Genomic DNA, 17,276 nt, shown 5'->3' with positions numbered 1-17,276 from the left:
TGCTCTGTATATGTCATGAACGCTACGACGACAATTTTTCGACACATCGCCCCAGTTATCCGCAGAACCCTGTGCGCTATCGCTTTGCTGTGTGTTTCGACCACGACGCAATTCAGCCGTGCCGAGAACTTCACACTGCCTGAACAGCTTATCGGCGTCACTCAGGGGTTTCTTGAATTCACAGTTGAAGACTATCTGACCACTAATCAGATCGAAGGCCGCTATGAAATCAACGTCAAGCAACTGGACCCCCGCACACGCATGGCGTACTGCGACAAGGATTTGACAGCAGAGTTGCATTCGCCACGTCCGGTAGGCCGGGTGAGCGTGCGAGTGCGCTGCGAAGGCTCTTCCCCGTGGTCCGTGTTCGTTCCGGCACAGGTTTTGCTTTACCGAAATGTAGTGACGGTCGTACGTCCTCTCAAGCGCGATGCGATCGTGATGGCAGAGGACGTTGCGATGCGGGAGCGGGATGTCGGCACTCTCGGTCTGGGTTTCCTGGCTTCGCTCGATCAGGCGATCGGACAGAAAGTTCTCCGACCAATGGTCATCGACCAGGTGGTTACGCCGGTCGCGCTGGAGCAGCCGGCGATGGTGCGCAAGGGTGATCAGGTCGTGATCATCGCACGGGCCGGCAATCTGGCGGTACGGATGCCGGGCGAAGCGATGTCCGATGGTGGTTTCAACGAACAGATACGGGTGAAGAACCTCAATTCCAACCGGGTGATCAAAGCCAACATCACCGGGCCTGGGCAGGTGGAAGTCTCTATGTGAAAACGATGTGGTGCTGGCGCTCAGAGCGCGACTTTTCTAGACTGCGGTGATTGTCCGACGGTGATCGGGCGTCTTTGCGACGCTTTATCATTTCGTGCCTAAAGTTATTTCGGAATTGGCCGAAAACAAGGCAAGCGTCCAAACACCTAGAGGTTTTTCATCATGGTCATAGACTTTAGTCGCCTGAACAATTCGCAGTCCGTCGCCGGTACCTCGCGCACCAGCGCGACCGGCAAGACCGATGCTCCAGCATCCATCAGCGCCCCGGCCGACGTAAAAAGCACCGGAGAGACCGTTCACCTGAGCAGTGAGGCTCAAAAGTTGCAAACGATCACTGACAAGCTGCGCGACCAGCCCATCGTCAACAGCGCACGCGTAGCCGAACTGAAACAAGCGATTGCCAACGGCACCTACACCGTCGACAGCAACCGCGTTGCAAGCAAGATGCTTAACTTTGAATCCCAACGCTAGCCCAATGCTCGCGCTGGATCTTCTGGACGCCTGAAAACCAGAGCATGCGATGCACGACACTACTTTGCTTCAAATGATGACCGACGACATGGTGCCTGCCCGGCGCCTGCTCGAAATGCTGCAGGCCGAGACGCTGGTCCTGCATGGCCGCAACATGCTGGAAATGGAACACATCCTCGCGCAGAAACAGGCGCTGGTGGTGCTGCTCGAACAGCAGGGTCGCAAGCGCAGCCAGGTACTGACCGGCATGGGCTTGCCGGCCAACCGCGAAGGTCTCGGGTTGCTGGCGAGCCAGTCGGATGTCGGCGAACAGCTCCTGGCGGCAAGCGAAGAACTCAGCGATCTGATCGCACAGTGTCAGGCCATCAACGAGCAGAATGGCAGCCTTATCCAGTTGCAGCAGGTTAACACCGCTCACCAGCTTCGCATCCTGAATGGCGGCGACACGCCGACGCTTTATGACAGCCGCGGCTCTACCGCCGGGCGAGCGAGGCCGCGTCCGCTCAGTCAAGCGTAACTTCCTGTTTCAAGCTTCGTTGCGTAGTGGCAGAATGCCTGTTGTTGCGTTGCCGTAGTATTTTGCCTGGAGATGGATAAACGTGAATGGCTCAAGCGCGGACGATGCTCCGCAGCCCCCGAAGGTCTTGAATACACCTTTGGAAATTGCCGCCAACTTGCGGTTGCTCCTGGAAAGCCATGATCCCTTGATCATCACCTTTCATGAGCGCTCCCAACGCTTTCAAAGCTACGTAGTGGAAGTCGAGCGTGACGGCAACATACTGGCGCTCGATGAGATGATCCCCCGCGACGGCGAGCGGTTTCTGGCCAATGGCGAGCCGTACAAAGTAGAAGGTTTCCACGACGGCGTGCGCATCGCCTGGGAAAGCAGCCAGCAGATGGACATTGTCGAGGTCGACGGCCAGCGCCTGTACCGTGGCAGCCTCCCCGACGAAGTCGTGTATCACCAACGCCGCAATGCCTTCCGGGCCGCTCTCAAACTGGCCCAACTGGTTGATGTCGAAATCGGCGGAGACCGGATCAAATTCACCCTCCCCGGCAAACTCCTCGACATTTCCGCCACCGGCTGCAAGCTGCGTTTCGAAGGCGATATCTCCGAACGCCTGCAACTGGGTCAGGTCTACGAGCGCTTCGTCGCCCACCTGCCCTTCGGCGCCATGACCGCTCCGGTGGAACTGCGCTACCTGCATTTCGAAGAAAAAGTGAACACCACCTTCGCCGGCGTGCGCTTTCATAACATGAGCGGGCTGGTCCAGCGCCAGGTCGAGCGCTTTGTCTACCAGCTTCAGCGCGAGGCGCGTCGTTTCGACAAGGACGACGATTTCTGATGCATCGCCAGCAAGGCGGAACGCCGCCCCGGTGGCTCCTACGAGATCTGATGTGTAGGAGCCAGCTTGCTGGCGATAAAGACACCGCGACAACGTCAAATCACGCCGGCCGCGTCTCTTCCTCATGTTCGGCCACGGGCGTATCGGCCATCGAAGGATCGTACTCAGGCTCGACGGCGGTCTGCATCTGCTCCTGAACCACATGCTCATCCACACGCGGGTCGAGGGCGACCACCAGCGGCGAGCTGGACATGCTGTCGGGCATCGGCACGTGATGCAGGGGCGCGTTTTCCACCTGATGTTCATGGGTGACGGCCTTGGGCCGGATCAGCAGCACCAGCACGATGCCCGCACAGCAGACGAAGGCATACAGCATATGCCCGCCGAGCGCCTTCATGATCACGCCGGCCACCAGCGGACCGATGCTCGCGCCGATGCCGTAGGTCATCAGCAGCATCGCCGTCAGCGAAACCCTTCGCTCAGCCTCGACATGGTCATTGGCAAAAGCCACCGCCAGCGGGTACAGGCAGAACTGCATGAGCGACGCCAGAAAGCCGACGATGAACAACATCATCACCGGCACCTCGGGCAGGACCGCCAATGGCAGTGATGCCGCCACCAGCGCTGCCGCGAAGATGCGCATGAGTTTGGCGCGGTCGCAACGGTCGGACAGCAAGCCCAATGGCCATTGCACGAGAAACCCCGCAAGAATGCAGCAACCCATGAACAGACCGACCTGCTTGGTGGTCAGGCCCTGGTCGGCGGCATACACCGGTGCCAGGCCATAGAAAGCGCCCATGATCACCCCGGCGCCCAGCACGGCGGTCAGCGACTGCGGCACGCGCCCGATGAAGAACAAAGGCTCCAGCGGCGCCGGATGCAGCGGCGCCGGGTGAATGCTGCGGGTCAGCGCGACCGGCACCAGACACAGGGCAAAACACAGCGCTACCAGCATCAGCAACTCGGGCCCCAGGCCGGGGTGCACCACCAGTATCAGTTGTCCGAGCACCAGCCCGAGATAGGAAGCGGTCATGTAGCCACTGAACACCATCCCGCGCTGGTGCGCGGCGGCCTGTTCGTTGAGCCAGCTCTCCAGCACCATGTACTGGCACATCATCCCCAGACCGATAATAACCCTCAGCACCAGCCATGCCGGCAGCCAGGTGATCAGTCCGTGGCCGAGGACCGCCGCCCCGACGATGCCCGCGCAGGTGGCGTAGGCACGAATGTGCCCTACCCCGCCGATCAGCCGGTGACCGATCTTGCCGCCCAGCACCAGGCCGAAATAGTTGGCCGCCATCAACGCGCCGACCCACAGGCTGTCCACCTGATCGGCGGCCAGCCGCAACGCCAGGTAGGTACTCAAAAGGCCCGAGCCAATCAGCATCATCAGTGTCGCGAAATACAGCGCTCGGAAGGACTTCCATATCTGGCGCATCGGCTTTCCAAAAATGAGAGGTTGCCGACCGGACGATCCGGACCGGCTGATGAATGATGAGTGAAGCCTAGACTTGTGCCGCGAGAACGCGTCGCTCCCAAGGCGTGATTTCATCGAGGAAGCTGGTCAGCTCAAGGTCTTTGGAAGCAACGTAGCCTTCGATGAATTCTCGCCCGAACAGTTCCTCGGCCAGCGCGCTGCGTTTGAGCCGTTCCAGCGCCGCATGCAGCGTACAGGGTAGCGCGAGATGATCCGGGACTTCGATTTCGCCCTGCACCGCAGCGTCGGGCTCAAGCTGCTGGTCGATGCCGCAGAGACCTGCCGCGAGGCTTGCCGCGATCGCCAGATAGGGGTTGGCATCGGCGCCGGGCAGACGATTTTCCACGCGCCGGGCGGCCGGTTCGCTGGCCGGAATGCGCAAGCCCGCGGAGCGATTGTCCAGCGACCAGCAGGCGTTGTTGGGCGACGCGAAGGGATGACACAGCCGGTGGTAGGAATTGACGTTCGGCGCGAACAGCGCGGTGAAATCCGCCAGGCAGGCCTGAGAACCGCCAAGGAAGTGGCGGAAGCTGTGGCTGGGCTCGCCATCCGAGGTACTGAAAATGTTCTGGCCCGAGTCGATGTCCACCACGCTCTGGTGAATGTGCATGGAACTGCCGGGCGTGTGCGCCAGCGGTTTGGCCATGCAGACGACGTTCAGCCCATGCTTGAGGCCGATCTCCTTGAGCAGGTGCTTGAACAGAAACGTCTGGTCCGCCAGCAACAGCGGATCGCCGTGCCACAGGTTGATCTCGAACTGGCTGACGCCCATCTCGTGCATGAACGTATCCCGAGGCAGCCCAAGCGCGGCCATGGTCGCGTAGACTTCGTCGAAGAACGGCCGCAGACCGTTGTTGGAGCTGACACTGAAGGCCGAATGGCCCTGCTCGCGACGCCCGTCGACACCTACGGGTGCGGCAAAAGGCAACACTGGATCCGGATTGGGGGCAAAAACGAAGAATTCGAGTTCAGTCGCCACTACCGGCTGCAAGCCGCGTTCGGCATAGCGGCCGATGACGCCCTTGAGCAATGCGCGAGTCGAGAGGCTGCACGGCGTTCCATCGAGTTCCTGGGTGTCGCAGATCGCCAGCGCTCGGCCGGGCGTTGCCCAAGGCAGCACATGAATCTGATCGACGTCGGCGATCATTGCCACGTCGCCATCGTCACTGCCATAGAACCGGGCGGCCGGATAACCGCCCATGATGCATTGCAGCAAGACACCTCGCGCCAGCTGCAGGCGTCGCCCTTCGAGAAAGCCCTCGGCCGTCATCACCTTGCCGCGCGGCACACCGTTCAGGTCGGGCGTTACGCACTCCACCTGATCGATGCCCGTCAGACGCTGGGCGAGAAAATGCGGGTCAGGGCTGGTCATGATCGATCCTTGGTCTGTGAACGGGCCGCCGGGCGGCAGTCCGTACAACATACGCATCCCGGACAGAAGGTTTCAAGCGCCTGTCATGTCCGCATGCTTAAAGGACCGGATTGACGTAGGCCACGCCCGTCACATCGAGGAACTCGCGGCGGTACTCTTCGTTCTCCGGGTCGACCACCAGGGCCTGGCGCAGAAACTCGACACCTTCGTAGAGGTTGCCGGTCTGGCGACTCAGGGCGCTCGCCAGGTACAGCTTGTTGGCGTCGAAGAAGTCGAAGGACAACAGAAGCTTGGTCAGGGTGAGCGCGTTTTCCAGCTCCCCGGCCATCAGCAAGTGATTGAACTGCGCGTTGAAGTCCTCGACCTTGAGCCATTTTTCCGCGGACAGGCCGTCGACCTTTCTCAGCACCAGGGTATGGCCGTTGCCGACCTTGGAGTCGGTTTCCTCGATGCATTCGATGAACCAGCTGCCAAGCCCCTGCGTATTGATATGGTTGATCGCGCGCACCATGCTTTGCAGCGAAAAAACCTGATAGTGACCTCGCCAGTCGTCCTGGGAAACCGTAGTCATGTCGACGTTGTTTTCATAGGCTTCGATCATCTGCGCCAGGGTGGTCAGGCTGCGGGTCCGGTCAGTGCGGGCGGCCGTGCGCTTGGGAAAGATGCAGAAGAAGACACCGCCATGCTTGAGCACGCGCTGAGCTTCGATAAAGGCGGCGAACAGGTTCGGCACGTGCTCGATCACATGCGAACTGATGATGTAGTCGACCGAAGCATCCGGCGCATGAATGCACTGGAAATCGCCCAGCATGTCGACCCGGGAGACCTGGCCGGACATCTTCATCTGTTCGGTGTGGTACTGCTGATAATCGGCCAGATCCCGTTCATGCAGGTATTGCGTGCCGTCGCACGGCGCAACGTTCATGCAATCGACCAGACCAAAAGAGTTGTGCGCGGCAGCGCCCAGCTCGATGCCTTTTCCCTGACAGTATTTCGTTGCTAGCCGCATGACGCCCCACCTGTGTCCGTTTGACTTGTCTGTACAACTCCCCGATTTATCGGCCTGGCGAAGGGAAGCTTGAGCCGCGCAACCCTCGCCGATGGCTGGCACCCATCTTGCTTCGGGCAGGCAGAGCTGTACGACATGATCGAAAACTGACACCGGCTGTGCCGCTCGGCAAAGACCGACCGGACATAACGCAACCCAGGGGCTTGCATGATAGACAACCAGAAAATCGGCTGCGGAATCGTGACGTTCAACCGTCCGGCACAGTTGCGCAAGCTGTACGACTCACTGCCCCATCATCTGCTGGACCATCTGGTCATCATCAATGACGGCGCCTGGTACCCGGAGTTTTCGGAATACGACCCGGCCGTGTTTCTGCACAACGACACCAATCTGGGCGTCGGCAAATCCAAGAACAAGGCCCTGTCGCTGCTGATCGAGCAACAGTGCGATCACTTCTTTCTGATCGAAGACGACATCTTCATCAAGAACCCGGCAGTCTTCGAGCTGTACATCCTCACGTCGAAGCTGACCGGCATCCAGCATCTCAACTACAGCCAGCACGGGCTGATGAACCGCACCGCGTCTGGAGAGCCGAATCCGGTGCTCAACATCGACTACGGGCAGTCCATCAACCTGCCGCTATACCGCCACTGCGTCGGCGCGTTTTCCTACTATTCGAAACTAAGCCTGGAGCGCGCAGGGCTCATGGACGAGACCTTCCACAATGCACTGGAGCACGTGGATCACACGCTGGCGATCATCAATCAGCAGATGCATCCCCCGTTCTGGTTCTTCCCCGACATCAGCGATTCCCATCTGTATCTGGGTGATGAGCTGTGGAGCGTGGAACAGTCGACCCTGGCGTCCAACGCCGGTCATCGGCAGAACGTGCTGGAGGCCATGAGCCATTTCGAAGCCAAGCATGGCTACATGCCGCTGAAATACCCGGTGGCGTCGAATCAGGAATTGATCGACAGCCTGACCGGCATCAAGGAACAGTGGGGTTTGTCGCTGTGAACCGCCGGGCGCCCCGCTCGGGGCGCTCCTCGATTCTTATGGCAGGTAGATACTGAACAACCCGCCACCCAGCTCGCCGCCGTTGGCGATCTCGATCCGTCCCTGCACACCGTTGCGCGCGTGCAGCCGTGCGATATGGGACGCGAAGTACAGGCCCAGTCCGGTACTGCCGCTGCCCTGATTGATGCCAAGCACGTAGTCGGTCTGGTGCTCGATCAGATGCGCCGGATAACCGGGGCCGTCGTCGTTGATGGAGATCTTCAGCTGACGCTGATCATCACCCAGGGTGATGAGGATTTTCTCGCGGGCGAAGCGAATTGCGTTGACGATGATGTTGGCGACCACCGAGCCGATCAGCTCGCGGTCGAAGAAACCCAGCGGGCTCAAGTCGTCTATGTCGACGCTGGCACCGATGCCGCGACTGTCCAGCACTTCCTGCTGATGAGCCAGTTGCGCCTCGATGAAGTCGTCGAGTTCGTGATAGTCGGGGCGCAGCGGCAGCTGATTGACGCCGAGCTTGTACAGCCCCAGCAGCTGCACCAGCATTCCGTTGAGGCTGGCGAATTCGTACTCGATCACGCCGTTCTCCGGCGTATCCCGATGGGCCTCCGGCAGCCGGGACAGCCACTGGGTATGCGCCTGGGTCAGGGTTGCCAGCGAGTTCTTCATGTCATGCACGGTGGAGGCAATCACCATGGAGAAATCCAGCCCCTGCTGTGAGTCACTCATGCGCCGAACGCCTTTTCCTTGAGTTTGCGATAGCGCTCGTAGCGAGGATCGCTATCAGGGATCTTGCCGACCGACCTGAGACTGGCGCGACATTCTTCGAGCCCGGCCTGGCCCAGATTCTGTCCGGGATGCAGCAACGACTGCGCCATGTTCAGCGCGATACTGATGTTCTTGGGTTGCAACGCCAGGCCGCGACGGAAGAACTCCTGCGCCTCGGTCAGATTGCCGGCCTTGTAGCTGCGCACGCCTTGCAGGTTGAAGTCGATGGCGGCCTTGCTGGTGCCGAGAATGTCCGGATCGTCGGTCATGCTGGCGACGCTTTTCATGATCGCGGGATCGTCGCCGTACATTTCCGCACAGTTCTTCAGCACCCCGGCGCCGGCCTCTTCCTGACCGAGCTGCTTGAGCTGCGCGGCCACCACCAGCGCGGCTTCGGCACCGAGAAACTGCTCCATGTTATCCATGCGGGCGACGGCCTGTTCGGTCAGCTTGGCGGCGGTTTCCGGGTCGGAATGCTGCAGACTGGCCGCCTTCATCAGACGAGTACGGACCTGCAGGCCCTCATCGTTGCTGTGCTCTTTGGCAACATCACCCAGCGCGTTGTTGATCTCCACGCGGGTACGCGCATCCAGACCCTGGTCGCCGCCTTTGTTGATCAGGGCGTGGGCCAGACCCAGATTGGTCTCCGGATCCTTGAAACGCGAATGCTGACCCTGGGAAACGGCCTGGCGGAAAGCTTTGGACGAAGTCTCGAAATCCTGGTTATCCAGCGCCAGCTTGCCCAGGAGCTTCTGCCGCCGAACCGCCAGCGGCGAAAGGCGCACGGCGCTTTCGAGCACGCTCTGGGCGCGCTTGGCATCGCCCCGTGCGACCAGCACGTCAGCCAGGCCGTCGAACAACGCCGGCATGGTTGGAAATGCCTTGATCGCCTGTTCGTAAACGGCTTGGGCTTCGGCGGTCTTGCCGCGCTTGAGCAACAGACTGCCCAGCGCGCCGTAGGCCCAAGGCGTAGCGCGGTCGGCGAGAATGCCCTTGAGAAACGCTTCCAGCGGCTCATGCTGGTTCAGGTCGCGCAGGGCATCGGCCTTGTAGCGCAGGCACAGCGGCGCAAAGCGCGGGTCCTGTTGAATCAGCTTGTTGCAAGCGGCCAGCACTTCGGCAGGCTTGCGGCGGTCCAGTGCTTGAAGGATCGGCTTGAGCAGGGTCTTGCGCTGCACCAGCTTCTCGATTCGCTGGGCCAGTCCGGCGCGGTTGAACGGCTTGGTGAGATAGCCGTCGGGCTCCCATTCCAGCGCGCTCATCACCATCGCCTGGCTGTTCTCGGCGGTCACCATGATGAACACGCTTTCGTAGCTGAGCAGCCGCTCGACCATCAGGTCCTCGAGCACCTGCTGACCGTTTTTACGGCCGTCGCCCAGGTTGAAATCGTGCAGCACGAAGTCGTAGCGCTTCTGCGAACACATGCGCAGCGCCTGTTCGCCAGTGTCGGCGGTATCCACTTCCTTGACGCCCAGTTCGCGCAGCATCGACCTGACCGAGCTGCGAAAATCGGAAAAATCGTCGACGATCAGAAAGCTTTTTTGGTTGTACGCCAGCATCCAGGATCCTAAACAGGAAAGTAAAAACAGCAGGCCGCCCGACGCTACGCCCTGATCCGGGGTGCGCGGAATGTCCCAGGGCAGCCTGCCGCTGAAAAAAATTGACGGGGCGAGAATCGGCCCATTATCCGCAAATTGCAGGGACTCCAAGTTTTTCGACCGTTGTCGGAGAAACTATAGAGCCAAAGTGGATGCCGCGAGCGCATTCGGCAAACGCGCCGCGGCAAATGAGAGATGAATCGATACGCTGCTGGCGCACAGCGTATGACTGACAGGACTAGCCCGCGCGGTTGACGGCCGTGATCAGACCCAGCCGTCGTTTTTCTTGCGGCGGCTGGTCAGGGCCGGAAGGATCAGACCCACCAGCAGACCGGCCCCGGCGATGCTGCCGCCGTAGACCATGTAGCGCATCATGACTTGCTTGTTTTCGTCACCCAGCCTGGCCTGGGTCGTGCGCAACTCGGCCTGGGTATCGGTCAGCTCCGCATTGAGGGTCTTGGCGCGGGCTTCCAGCTCATCGACCAGCTTCTTGCGCGCATCCAGGGTTTCCTGCATGCCCTGCACCCGGGTCTTCCAGGTGTTGTCGATGTCCGACAGTTGCGCCGTCAGATCCGCGACCTGTTGGGTAAGCTGAGGCACGCGTTCGGCCTGGCCCGGTGCTTCCTGCAAATCGTCGCTGGGAATCCAGACGGTGCTGCCGCCCTCGCCGCGTACCTGGCTGAAGCGTCCCGAGGAGCTGAGCAGCTCAACCTTTTCGCCGGACTTCAGCGTGCCGACGATCCGGTGCCCATCGGTCGGGCCACTGCGCACGTAGGTGGTCAGGCTATCGCTGACCCAGCGATCGGACGGCGCGGCCTGCGCCGACAAAGGGCTCAGCACCGCCAGCACGGCGCCCATGAAAGCCGCGCCCAGGGCGCGACGCGGAGAAATGAAGAGGCCAGGTGCACGTGAAAGAAGTGCGCAAAAATGAGATGGCATGGCGATGATTATCTTTCTCTGGGTGAAAAAAGGCCCCGATGAACGGGCCAGCTAACGATGGGCCTGCAACTGGATCAGTTTTATGCAACTCCTGCCCGCACTGGCGGTCTGCCATTGGGTAGCGTTGCAGTGCCCCGGACGGCAAAGCCTGAAGACTGCCCTGCCGGACCATCAGCTAACAGACCCTGTGATCGGGGTCAGGTTCATTATCGGCGGCACCGGGCGTCAAAAAACAGCCGCCGCTTCAGGCGCAGGCGGGCACGAGATGCAAGAATCTGAACCGTGACGACTATCCTGAGAATAGCGCTAATCGGACATTTCCCACTCCAATCTCGTCCGGGCCGCGGCGCTCGATGATTGATTTCCCGCCTCAGTGCTGTAATAACTGGCAGCCAGGCGTGAACGTCCCCGATGCTCACTATCCCGACGCAGGCGTCATCGACGCGAGCGTCCCGAAGCGGCCAACGCCATGCTCGGCTGCATCGTTCAATGGAACCAAGAATGATCCCAAGACAAGTCATCAATGCCTCCGTCAGCCCAAAAGGCAGCCTCGAAACCCTTTCCCAACGTGAAGTGCAACAACTGAGCGCCGCAGGTTCCGGCAGCATCTACACCCTTTTCCGCCAGTGTGCGCTGGCGATCCTCAACACCGGCGCGCATGTCGACAACGCCAAGACCATCCTCGAGGCCTACGAGAACTTCGAAGTCCGCATTCATCAGCAGGATCGCGGCGTACGCCTGGAACTGCTCAACGCTCCGGCCGATGCCTTCGTCGATGGCGAAATGATTGCCAGCACCCGCGAGATGCTGTTCAGCGCCTTGCGCGACATCGTCTACACCGAGAGCGAACTGGACAGCCAGCGCATCGACCTGAGCAGCTCGCAGGGCATCACCGACTACGTCTTCCACCTGCTACGCAACGCCCGCACCCTGCGTGCCGGCGTGGAGCCCAAGATGGTGGTGTGCTGGGGCGGTCACTCGATCAACACCGAAGAATACAAATACACCAAGAAGGTCGGCCACGAACTGGGTCTGCGCAGCCTGGATATCTGCACCGGTTGCGGACCGGGCGTGATGAAAGGTCCGATGAAAGGCGCGACCATCGCCCACGCCAAGCAGCGCATTACCGCCGGCCGCTACCTGGGCCTGACCGAGCCGGGAATCATCGCGGCCGAAGCGCCGAACCCCATCGTCAACGAACTGGTGATCCTGCCTGACATCGAAAAACGCCTGGAAGCCTTCGTGCGCGTAGGCCACGGCATCATCATCTTCCCGGGCGGCGCGGGCACGGCCGAAGAGTTCCTGTACCTGCTCGGCATCCTGATGCATCCGGACAACGCGCAACTGCCGTTCCCAGTGGTGCTGACCGGCCCCAAGAGCACCGAGCCCTATCTGCAGCAGCTGCATGCCTTCGTCGGCGCTACCCTGGGCGAAGCGGCCCAGCGTCACTACGAAATCATCATCGACAACCCCGCCGAAGTGGCGCGCTACATGGCCCGCGGGCTGAAAGACGTCAAGCAGTTCCGCCGCGAGCGCAATGACGCCTTCCATTTCAACTGGCTGCTCAAGATCGAAGAAGGCTTCCAGCACCCCTTCGATCCGACCCACGAGAACATGGCGCGACTGCAGCTCAACCACGACCTGCCCCCGCACGAGCTGGCCGCCAACCTGCGCCGGGCGTTTTCCGGCATCGTGGCCGGCAACGTCAAGGACAAGGGCATCCGCCTGATCGAGGAGCACGGGCCGTACCAGATCCACGGCGACCCGGCCATCATGCGCCCGCTGGACAAGCTTTTGCAGGCATTCGTCGAACAGCACCGGATGAAACTGCCGGGCGGCGCGGCTTACGTGCCTTGCTATCAGGTTGTGACCTGAGGCTCGTCAAGGGCGCTTTCGGGCGCCCTTTCAACGTCGCTCACGAAACGCCTTCGGCGACTGCCCCGTGGCGCGCTTGAAAAAGCGCGAGAAGTAACCGGGCTCAGAAAACCCGAGGCTGTCGGAGATCTGGTTGACGGTCATTGCCGTGTAGACCAGGTTGCGCTTGGCCTCCAGCAACAGTCTCTGGTTGACGATCTGCAAGGCCGACTGGTCGCTCAGTCTGCGGCATAGCGCGTTCAGGTGCGCCGCGCTGATGCCCAGCCGTCGCGCATGCTGATCGATGGTCACATGATCGCGAAAGCTCGACTCCAGTTGTTGCAAGAACGCCTGCAGATGCTCCCGGCCACGGTCCTGCACGGAAACGTCCGCCTCGGCGTGCTCGCGCCCGCGCCGGCTGAGCCATACCGCCAGCAGATTGATCAACGAGTGCAGCATCAAGTCGCGCCCCGGACCGCGCTGCCGGTACTCGGCGCTGATCGCGGCAAACAGCATGGCGATGTACTGAGCGTCATCTTCCAGCGCATGACAGCGGGCGGTGCGCAGCGGGAATTCGTCCAGCGCCCTCTCCAGCTCATCCACCAGCGGCCGCGCGAGGCTCAGGATATGTCCCTGGATATCTTCGGAAAAGCGGAAGGTATGTACGCTCAGCGCCGGCACCACTTGCAGCACCGGAGTCGTGACGCATGAGGTCCGGTCTTCGACGCTCAGCTGCGCCTGCCCCGCCTGCACGTACAAAACCTGTACCAGGTCGCTGTGCCGATGCGGCTTGATTTCCCAATCGTGGAGCCGGCTGCGCTCCGGAATCGACTCGCAATGAATCAGGTCGGGCGTGGGCCACGCCTTGACCTCACCATAGAGTTTGAACACTGGAATCGGTGCTGGACGTGCTCGGGACATGAGCGTCTGCCATCCTCGAAAAGTACTTTTTATTCGTCGGATAGTGCCTTCTTATCCCGTCTTCATCCATCAAAAATGCAGGAGACAACAACAATGACAGCTCGCGGGGCTACGGCCTGAACGAGCAAAAGGACTATACAATGAAAACCCAGGTCGCAATCATCGGCTCAGGTCCGTCCGGACTCTTGCTGGGCCAGCTGCTGCAACGCGCAGGCATTTCCAACGTCATCATCGAACGCAAAAACCCTGACTACATTCTTTCGCGAATCCGCGCCGGCGTGCTGGAACAAGGCATGGTCGAGCTGCTGCGCGAAGCCGGCGTCGGCGAACGCATGGACGCCGAAGGTCTGGTTCACGACGGCTTCGAACTGGCGTTCGAGGGCCGCTGCGAACGGATCGATCTGAAGGCGCTGACCGGCGGCAAAAGCGTGATGGTCTATGGGCAGACCGAAGTGACCTGCGACCTTCTCGAGGCCCGCGCCGCCGCTGGCGGCATGACGTTCTTCGAAGCGGAAGACGTCGAGCTCCGCGATCTTAAGACCGACCAGCCCTGGGTGACCTTCAATCACAATGGCGAAACCGTACGGGTGGAATGCGATTACGTCGCCGGTTGCGACGGCTTTCATGGCGTTTCGCGCCAGTCGATTCCGGCCGAGTCCTTGCAGGTGTTCGAACGCGTCTATCCGTTCGGCTGGCTGGGCGTGCTCGCCGATACGCCGCCGGTCAACGAAGAGCTGGTCTACGCCAGTCATCCGCGCGGCTTCGCGCTGTGCAGCATGCGCTCGGCGGTGCGTACCCGCTATTACGTGCAGGTCGATGCCCAGGAAAAGCTGGAAGACTGGTCCGACGAGCGTTTCTGGGAAGAACTCAAGATGCGTCTGCCGACGCATCTGGCCGACCGCCTGGTGACCGGTCCCTCCATCGAGAAGAGCATTGCGCCGTTGCGCAGCTTCGTGGTCGAGCCGATGCAGTACGGTCGGCTGTTCCTGTTGGGGGATGCGGCCCATATCGTGCCGCCGACCGGCGCCAAGGGCCTGAACCTGGCCGCCAGCGACGTGAGCACCCTGTACCGGATTCTGCTCAAGGTTTATCGTGAAGGTCGCACCGATCTGCTGGAACGCTATTCGTCGATCTGCCTGCGCCGGGTGTGGAAAGCGGAACGGTTCTCCTGGTGGATGACTTCGCTGCTGCACCGGTTTCCCGACACCGACAGTTTCAGCCGCCGCATCCAGCAGACCGAGCTGGACTACCACATGGGTTCGGCGGCGGCGCGCCAGACCATCGCGGAAAACTATGTGGGTTTGCCGTACGAGCCGGTTGAATAGCATTCGGTGCCTGGGCTGGCAGGGTTGAAGAAGCTGTCGATGTAGCGATAACAGGACCCGCCTGATACACCGCGTCGCCTGTATCGCGAGCAAGCTCGCTCCTACGGGCAGATCACTATCCAGTAGGAGCCAGCTTGCTGGCGATGAAACGATAACGCGACCCGCCTGAGACACCGCGTCGCCTGTATCGCGAGCAAGCTCGCTCCTGCGGGCGCCACCTATCCAGTAGGAGCCAGCTTGCTGGTGATGAAACGATAACGCGACCCGCCTGAGACACCGCGTCGCCTGTATCGCGAGCAGGCTCGCTCCTACGGGCGCCACCTATCCAGTAGGAGCCAGCTTGCTGGCGATGAAACGATAACGCGACCCGCCTGAGACACCGCGTCGCCTGTATCGCGAGCAGGCTCGCTCCTACGGGCGCCACCTATCCAGTAGGAGCCAGCTTGCTGGCGATGAAACGATAATGCGACCCGCCTGAGACACCGCGTCGCCTGTATCGCGAGCAGACTCGCTCCTGCGGGCGCCACCTATCCATTAGGAGCCAGCTTGCTGGCGATGAAACGATAACTTGACCCGCCTGAGACACCGCGTCGCCTGTATCGCGAGCAAGCTCGCTCCTACGAGCGCCACCTACCCGGTAGGAGCCAGCTTGCTGGCGATGAAACGATAACTTGACCCGCCTGAGACACCGCGTCGCCTGTATCGCGAGCAAGCTCGCTCCTACTGGTAGCACCGACCCGGCAGGAGTCAGCCTGAACTGGCTCTCACGAAGACGTCGGACATCGCTGCACCATCCGTCGGTTGCAACCGTACAGACATTCACATTCCCGCTGCACCTGATTCACTTACCGGCACGAACCCGATCATCCGCATCAGGAGAAACCGCGCCATGAAAGCAATGCTCCGCTGCATCGGATTGTCCACTCTGCTGGTCGCCTCCGCGGCGATGGCCCATCACGGCTGGAGCGAATACGACGCCGCCAATGTGCTGAAGCTCGACGGGGCCATCGAGCAAGCCCATTATTCAAATCCCCACGGGCACGTAAAACTCAAGACCGCCGACAAGACCTGGGACGTGATACTTGCACCGCCTTCACGGATGGAAAATCGTGGCCTGACACGGGACATGCTGGCGGTAGGCGCCAAGGCCGAAGTCACTGGCTATCCCAATCGCAACAAGCCTGACGAGCTGCGCGCCGAACGCATCACCATTGCCGGCAAAACCATCGAGTTGCGCTGATGCCGGCGTGGCTGGCCTGGCTGGAAAGCGCAGCCCTCAGCCGGGCCATGCGCGAACAGGTCTGGCTTTACCCTGCCGTCGAGATCGTCCATATCGTCGGGTTCTCGGTGCTGGTCGGTGCGGTCACCCTTTTTGATCTGCGTCTGCTGGGGTGCGCCGCCACCCTGCCGGTCCGCATGCTGGCGCGACATCTGCTGCTTTGGGCTCTGGCATCCCTGCTGCTGATCGTACCGGCGGGGGCCGCAATGTTCGCCGCCCAACCTGCCGAATTCGCCGGCAACGGCGTGTTCCTGCTCAAGCTGGGGCTGATTCTCGTTGCCGGTGCCAACGCCGCGATATTCCACCTGGGAGTCTATCGCTCGGTCGAACAGTGGAACATCGACACCTCCACCCCTGCCATCGCCAGGCTTCAGGCGCTGTTATCGATATCGCTGTGGATCGGCATCATCAGCTGTGGTCGATTGCTGGCGTACACCTGAATCCGGTCAATGTGCAGATACCTGCGCACCCGTGCAAAAACCTGCGCAATTTTCATGAGAGTGCGGGCTGATATTTCGGCCAATTAATCTCTAAGCCCTTGATTTGAAATATAAATATTTTGCTGGCACGCCTTTTGTAATCCGTTCTGGTTTTAGCCCATCGCCAAGGAGGCTCGGCATGGCTCAAAAGGACGGCACCGTGCCACAGCGGCGCGCCACCTGTTTCCCCCGCACCGTGGCCAGCGCCATCAGTTCCTGCCCGTTCAAGGGGCCGGACATCGCCATCGTGCCGGTGCGTTATGCACTGGACCGGTCGCGCTTCGATGTCGACAGTGAAGCCCTCAAGCCCTTGCCCAAAGACGGCGTCTGGGCACAGCTGCCGGCACTGCACACTCGCGGTTATACCCTTCGCCAGTTGTACGGCGGCTTTGTGTACGTATTCGACGAGACCGCCGACACCTTTCATGAATACGCGGTCAGCGGCGCGGATGCGGCCTTTACGCTCATTACCCAGCCCGCAGCAAACGCGCCCCCGCCCCGGTCTTATCTCTCTTACCCGCGCACTCACCAGCTGCGCCTGGCGTTTTCCTCCCGGCCCTGGAGCCCACGACTGTGCGAACAAATGCGCGCCAGCCCCGAACATCGCGCCCGGTGGATGACGGCTCTGGATCTGTCGCGCTACAGCC

General features: G+C 60.9%; 17 protein-coding genes. 10 read left to right on the top strand and 7 right to left on the bottom strand.

Translation table 11 applies throughout. The features are described 5' to 3' along the window. Positions 1-15: 15 nt before the first annotated feature. The 4 genes from flgA (at position 16) to TRP66_RS15665 (ending at position 2,591) form a co-directional block, all read left to right on the top strand. Complete coding sequence (gene flgA / locus TRP66_RS15680; protein WP_333404320.1) at positions 16-774, top strand: flagellar basal body P-ring formation chaperone FlgA; 759 nt, start codon at positions 16-18, stop codon at positions 772-774. 162 nt (positions 775-936) lie between these two features. Then, positions 937-1,245, top strand: coding sequence for a flagellar biosynthesis anti-sigma factor FlgM (flgM, locus tag TRP66_RS15675; protein WP_333404318.1), 309 nt, complete (start codon positions 937-939; stop codon positions 1,243-1,245). 49 nt (positions 1,246-1,294) lie between these two features. Beyond that, a complete protein-coding gene (locus TRP66_RS15670) occupies positions 1,295-1,762 on the top strand; it encodes a flagella synthesis protein FlgN (RefSeq protein ID WP_333404316.1) in 468 nt (155 codons plus the stop codon). 82 nt (positions 1,763-1,844) lie between these two features. Then, the gene (locus TRP66_RS15665) at positions 1,845-2,591 is read left to right on the top strand and encodes a flagellar brake protein (protein WP_333404314.1); all 747 of its coding nucleotides are present in this window, start codon (positions 1,845-1,847) and stop codon (positions 2,589-2,591) included. 100 nt (positions 2,592-2,691) lie between these two features. Here the strand turns inward: TRP66_RS15665 and TRP66_RS15660 are convergent, their stop codons facing one another. The 3 genes from TRP66_RS15660 to TRP66_RS15650 form a co-directional block, all read right to left on the bottom strand. Continuing rightward, complete coding sequence (locus TRP66_RS15660; protein ID WP_333404313.1) at positions 2,692-4,029, bottom strand: MFS transporter; 1,338 nt, start codon at positions 4,027-4,029, stop codon at positions 2,692-2,694. 67 nt (positions 4,030-4,096) lie between these two features. After that, positions 4,097-5,338, bottom strand: coding sequence for a glutamine synthetase family protein (locus TRP66_RS15655; protein ID WP_333404718.1), 1,242 nt, complete (start codon positions 5,336-5,338; stop codon positions 4,097-4,099). A gap of 199 nt (positions 5,339-5,537) precedes the next feature. Next, positions 5,538-6,449 (bottom strand): methyltransferase domain-containing protein, encoded by a 912-nt coding sequence (locus TRP66_RS15650; RefSeq protein WP_333404311.1) that lies wholly within the window; start codon positions 6,447-6,449, stop codon positions 5,538-5,540. 207 nt (positions 6,450-6,656) lie between these two features. Between TRP66_RS15650 and TRP66_RS15645 the strand changes: the two genes are divergently transcribed. Beyond that, positions 6,657-7,466: a glycosyltransferase family 2 protein gene (locus TRP66_RS15645; RefSeq protein WP_333404309.1), complete on the top strand. Its 810-nt coding sequence runs from the start codon at positions 6,657-6,659 to the stop codon at positions 7,464-7,466. A 36-nt stretch (positions 7,467-7,502) separates the two neighbouring features. Here TRP66_RS15645 and TRP66_RS15640 read toward each other — a convergent pair whose 3' ends face one another. The 3 genes from TRP66_RS15640 to TRP66_RS15630 all read right to left on the bottom strand — a co-directional run bounded on the left by TRP66_RS15640 (position 7,503) and on the right by TRP66_RS15630 (position 10,771). Further along, complete coding sequence (locus tag TRP66_RS15640; protein WP_333404307.1) at positions 7,503-8,195, bottom strand: sensor histidine kinase; 693 nt, start codon at positions 8,193-8,195, stop codon at positions 7,503-7,505. Further along, the gene (locus tag TRP66_RS15635) at positions 8,192-9,793 is read right to left on the bottom strand and encodes a response regulator (protein WP_333404305.1); all 1,602 of its coding nucleotides are present in this window, start codon (positions 9,791-9,793) and stop codon (positions 8,192-8,194) included. The genes TRP66_RS15640 and TRP66_RS15635 overlap by 4 nt, the downstream gene beginning before the upstream one ends. Before the next feature lie 303 nt (positions 9,794-10,096). Then, on the bottom strand, positions 10,097-10,771 hold the full coding sequence (locus tag TRP66_RS15630) for a TIGR04211 family SH3 domain-containing protein (protein ID WP_333404303.1): 675 nt from the start codon (positions 10,769-10,771) through the stop codon (positions 10,097-10,099). A gap of 501 nt (positions 10,772-11,272) precedes the next feature. Here TRP66_RS15630 and ppnN point away from each other — a divergent pair. Continuing rightward, positions 11,273-12,646 carry a nucleotide 5'-monophosphate nucleosidase PpnN gene (gene ppnN, locus TRP66_RS15625; protein ID WP_333404301.1) on the top strand — a complete coding sequence of 458 codons (1,374 nt, stop codon included), beginning with the start codon at positions 11,273-11,275 and terminating at the stop codon, positions 12,644-12,646. 30 nt (positions 12,647-12,676) lie between these two features. On the opposite strand, the gene TRP66_RS15620 is transcribed toward ppnN, so the two are convergent. Then, positions 12,677-13,546: a helix-turn-helix domain-containing protein gene (locus TRP66_RS15620; RefSeq protein WP_333404299.1), complete on the bottom strand. Its 870-nt coding sequence runs from the start codon at positions 13,544-13,546 to the stop codon at positions 12,677-12,679. A 140-nt stretch (positions 13,547-13,686) separates the two neighbouring features. On the opposite strand from TRP66_RS15620, the gene pobA reads away from it, so the two are divergent. From pobA to TRP66_RS15600, 4 genes are all read left to right on the top strand, one after another. Next, entirely contained in the window at positions 13,687-14,871 is a 1,185-nt protein-coding gene (gene pobA, locus TRP66_RS15615) for a 4-hydroxybenzoate 3-monooxygenase (protein ID WP_333404297.1), read from the top strand. Positions 14,872-15,760: 889 nt separating this feature from the next. Then, a complete protein-coding gene (locus TRP66_RS15610; RefSeq protein ID WP_333404294.1) occupies positions 15,761-16,111 on the top strand; it encodes a DUF6152 family protein in 351 nt (116 codons plus the stop codon). Continuing rightward, on the top strand, positions 16,111-16,590 hold the full coding sequence (locus TRP66_RS15605; protein ID WP_333404292.1) for a DUF6644 family protein: 480 nt from the start codon (positions 16,111-16,113) through the stop codon (positions 16,588-16,590). Before TRP66_RS15610 ends, TRP66_RS15605 begins: the two co-directional genes overlap by 1 nt. Before the next feature lie 178 nt (positions 16,591-16,768). After that, positions 16,769-17,276 (top strand): toxin VasX (locus tag TRP66_RS15600; RefSeq protein ID WP_333404290.1); only part of this gene is annotated, 508 nt, incomplete at its 3' end.

The sequence above is a fragment of the Pseudomonas sp. JDS28PS106 genome (assembly GCF_036706555.1).
GTDB lineage: Bacteria > Pseudomonadota > Gammaproteobacteria > Pseudomonadales > Pseudomonadaceae > Aquipseudomonas.
The sequence above is the reverse complement of the archived record's forward strand: the minus strand, read 5'-3'. Positions and strand labels throughout refer to the sequence as shown.